Origin of the sequence: Gordonia cholesterolivorans, from assembly GCF_039531975.1 — a bacterium.
GTDB classification, from domain to species: Bacteria; Actinomycetota; Actinomycetes; order Mycobacteriales; family Mycobacteriaceae; genus Gordonia; species Gordonia sihwensis.
On the sequence record NZ_BAAARB010000046.1, the window covers coordinates 1 to 4302 of the forward strand.

Annotated in this window: 2 protein-coding genes; both read left to right on the forward strand. The window is 62.9% G+C overall.

From position 1 onward, the window contains the following. Positions 1-418 precede the first annotated feature (418 nt). Positions 419-1000 (forward strand): TetR/AcrR family transcriptional regulator, encoded by a 582-nt coding sequence (locus ABFX36_RS18780; RefSeq protein ID WP_020173037.1) that lies wholly within the window; start codon positions 419-421, stop codon positions 998-1000. 121 nt (positions 1001-1121) lie between these two features. Next, on the forward strand, positions 1122-4163 hold the full coding sequence (locus ABFX36_RS18785; protein ID WP_006896682.1) for an MMPL/RND family transporter: 3042 nt from the start codon (positions 1122-1124) through the stop codon (positions 4161-4163). Positions 4164-4302 lie beyond the last annotated feature (139 nt).

The following is a 4302-nucleotide window of genomic DNA, read 5'->3' on the forward strand; positions in this document are numbered from 1 at the left end:
TCCACGGATACCTCGGCGACGTCCCGCCCGCCGAGTTCGAGCACGCGTTCTATGCTGTCCAAGCCGACCGCGAACAGCTGGTCGGAATCAAATAGCGCGAGTCTCCATCAAACCCAGGGCGCTTCACCCTTCAGCAGTACCCACCCCAGCCCTGCCGCCAAGCCCCGAATTGATCTACCAACCCTTCGCCGAAGGTACCCCGGAGGCGGGCACCGTGGCGCCGACCTTCCTGCCGGGTCGGGGTGTCGAACAGGTGAATTGCACGACTAGCCCGGCGGACACTCCTCGACTTTCGCTATTATCAGTAGCACTTCGTGCGAACCAAGATCGCCAGGCGCCCGAGAGCAGTCTCGGGGATGGGAGTGTGGGTGCGGTGATGGCGGCCAGGCGCGACGCGGGTCCTCGGTCCAAGGACGTGATGGATGACAAAGACCCGCGTTTGGTTCGTTCACGCAACCGGTTGGTTGATGCGGCATCTGCCCTGTTGAAGACCGGCGGGGTTGATGCAGTCACGGTCGGGGCGGTCTCCCGGATGTCGCGGGTGGCTCGAACGACGTTTTACCGGCATTTCGACGGCACCACCGATTTGTTGGCTGCGGCGTTCGAACGATTGTTGCCCCACGCCGACGTCCCTGACGCGCACGGACCAATCCGCGACAGTTTGGTGCGGTTGGTCCGTGCTCAGGCTGCGTTGATCGAGCAGGCGCCACTGCAATTGACCGCCTTGGCGTGGCTGGCGATGGTGCCGGAGGAGCCCGGGGAGCAGCAGAACACCCTCGCGCCGCTGCGCGCTCGTGTCATCGCGCAGTACCGGGAACCGTTCGATCAGGTGTTGCAGAGCGCCGCCGCCCAGAAGGAACTCGACGAGTTCGATCCCGGCGTGGCCATCACCCAGCTCGTGGGCCCGCTGGTCTTCGCGCGGCTGTCCGGCCTTCGCTCGATGAGTGGCGCGGACTGCGAACAGCTTGTCGACGACTTTCTCGCCGCCCACCGCCGCTGATCCGATAGTCCCGCGTCGCCGAACAATCCATTCCTTTCGCTACATGCTGTAGCGTAGTGATACCGATTGATTCATTTGTCGAAGGGTGTGCGATGCCAACGCAGCGATGGATGCGTGAGCAGTGGTGAAGCTTCGGCGATCGACCGGTCGCGGTGAGTACAGCCGGTCGCTGGGGCAGGTGGGACGCTTCGTCTTGTCGCACAAAGCGCTGGTAGCGGGCGTCTGGGTGGCTGTTGCCGTGGTGTTGGCTGTGCTGTTTCCCCAGTTGGAAACAGTTGTGCGCCAGCAATCGGTGGACCCAATTCCTAAGGGCGTGCCGTCGTTTCAGGCGCTCGATCGCATGGGCGAGGCGTTCGACGAAAAGGGCGCGAAGACCACGGTGTTCGTGGCAATGGAAGATCCGGCCGGACTCACCGAGCCCGCCCGCCAACGCTATGACGACCTCGTGGTCCGGCTCCGCGCCGACCGCGATGATGTGCAGGCCGTACGCGACCTGCTCGCCGACCCGATCACTGCCCGACAAGCGCTCAGCGAAGACGGCAAAGCCTGGTACTTGCCCGTCGGGGTCAGCGGCAGCCTCGGCGGGCCGACGGCGGCCCACGCTGTGGAATCGATCCGCGAGACCGCAGCAGAGGTCTTTACCGGCACCAGCACGACAGTCCACGTGACCGGACCAACAGCGACCTTCAGCGACCAAATCGTCACCGCTGAAAAGGATCTGGTGGTCATCACCATCGCCACCGTCGTGCTGATCGCCATAATCTTGCTGATCGTCTATCGGTCGGTGTTCACTGCGTTGCTACCGCTTCTGGTCATCGGTATCAGTCTCGCCGTAGCCCGCGGAGTCATGTCTGCGTTAGGCGAACTGGGCATGCCAGTCTCGCAATTCACCGTTGCGTTCATGACCGTCATCTTGCTCGGCGCCGGTGTGGACTATTCGGTCTTTGTGATCAGCAGATACCACGAAAGGCTGCGCCAAGGCGCCGCCGCGTCCGACGCTCTCATCGATGCCACCGCCACCATCGGACGGGTGATCCTTGCGTCGGCAAGCACTGTTGCTCTCGCGTTCTTAGCCATGGTCTTCGGGCAGCTCAGCGTCTTCGCCACCCTCGGCCCCGCCTGCGCAGTGGCGATCCTCATCGGATTCCTCGCCACCGTCACGTTGTTGCCGCCAGTGCTGCTGTGGGCTGCGCGATGGGGGTGGGGTGCCCCGCGCAAAGACCTCACGCGGCGCTACTGGAACCGCATCGCGGTCCTCGTCGTACGCCGCCCGGCGCCGTTGCTGGCCGTCAGCCTCGTCGGATTGACGATCCTGAGCGTCACCGCGCTGGGCATTCAGATCACCTACGACGACCGAGACGGTCAACCCACAACCACCGACAGCAACGAAGGTTACGCACTGCTCAACCGGCACTTCCCGCAAGACATCACCATCGCGGAATTTGTCGTCGTGGATTCGCCCACCGATCTGAGAACAACCAACGGACTTGCCGACCTTGATCAGATGGCAGCTCGGATTGCGCAGATCCCCGGCGTCACCCGTGTGGTCGGTGTCACTCGCCCGACCGGAGCCAAACTCGAACAAGCCCAACTCTCCTGGCAGAACGGGCAGATCGGCGATCGGGTGGCCGGCTCAGTGGGTGAGGGCCAAGCCCGCAAAGGTGACCTCGAACAATTGCGTTCTGGTGCAGACCAACTCGCCGACGGCCTCGAACAACTCGACATACAGATCCGCACCAATCTCACCCCACTGGCTGGCATTCTTAACCAAGTCACCACCATCGGGGCCGAAATAGGTCAATACCAACCACTTCTACAAACACTGACCGCCGCCGCACCCCAACTCGACCAAGCCGCGCAGAACGCCCCTCAGCTAGCAGCCCTGGCCGAACAGTCATCAGCCGCCATAGCCACAATCACCTCAGTGCTCCCGTTACTGGATAACTCAGCGCTGTGCACTCAACTACCCCAATGCAGCACCCTGCGCCAACAAGCCCGCGATCTCGCCGCACTCCGCGACAGCGGGTTCTTCACCCAGATCACGACACTGTCCACCCAGCTCGCGCAGATGGACACCCCCCTCACCGCGGTCACCAACCAACTCAACGCCACCGTCGCCACCCTCGAGACCACGCTGGGAACCATCGGGGCCCAAGACCTGCCAACCAAACTCGCCCAACTGCAGACCGGGGTCTCCCAACTCGCCGCCGGCTCGCGAACACTCGCCGAAGGCGTATCTGCACTCGTCGACAGCAACCTTCAACAACTCGCCGGCATGGCCACGCTCGCCGCCCAACTACAGACCACCGCGCGCGAAACCCGCGGCTCGGACTCGGCCACCGGCTTCTACTTACCCAAAGATGCTTTCGCTGACCAGCAATTCGCCGACGTTGCGCGCCAATTCATCTCCCCGGACGGACACACCGTGCGCTACGCCGTCCAGACAAGCTTCGACCCCTACAGCGCGGACGCCATGCGCCTGGCCAGCACCATCGCCACCGTCGCCAACGACGCAAAACCCAACACCACCCTGACCGACTCCACCGTCTCCGTCGCCGGCTTCCCCGCTATCAACGCCGACCTGCAACGACTGCTCACCAACGACTTCCGCCTCCTGGCCCTGGCCACCCTGGCCATCGTCGGCATCATCCTGATCATCCTGCTGCGCTCACTGGTCGCACCCATCTACCTACTCGGCACCGTCGTACTCAACTACACCGCAGCATTGGGCATAGGCGTCCTGATCTTTCAGCACATACTCCACACCGACATCGCTTGGCCTGTGCCCCTATTAGCGTTCATCGTCCTGGTAGCCGTCGGCGCCGACTACAACATGCTGCTGGTCTCACGATTGCGCGAAGAATCACATCACAACGTCCGAGTCGGAGTGCTCCGCACCGTCACCAACACCGGCTCAGTTATCACCTCAGCAGGCCTCATCTTCGCCGCCAGCATGTTCGGCCTCATCGCCGGTTCCATCGGCATCATGACCCAAGTCGGACTCATCATCGGCGTAGGCCTTCTCATCGACACCTTCATCGTCCGCACCATCGTGGTACCAGCCATCGCCACACTCCTCGGCAACGCAAGCTGGTGGCCCCAAAAGCCAACGACCCCTCCCACCCAACGCCGCCACCGACCCCACCCCGCAAAGCAAACATAAAGCCGGGGGACTTGGACCGTTCCCGCTCTGGTGGACACCCGGAGATGAGCGGTGAGTTCCCCCAAGATAGAGGGAGCGGATTATGGGATCTACTCGTCGGAGCTTCACTGCCGAGTACAAGGCCAACGCGGTAAGTTTG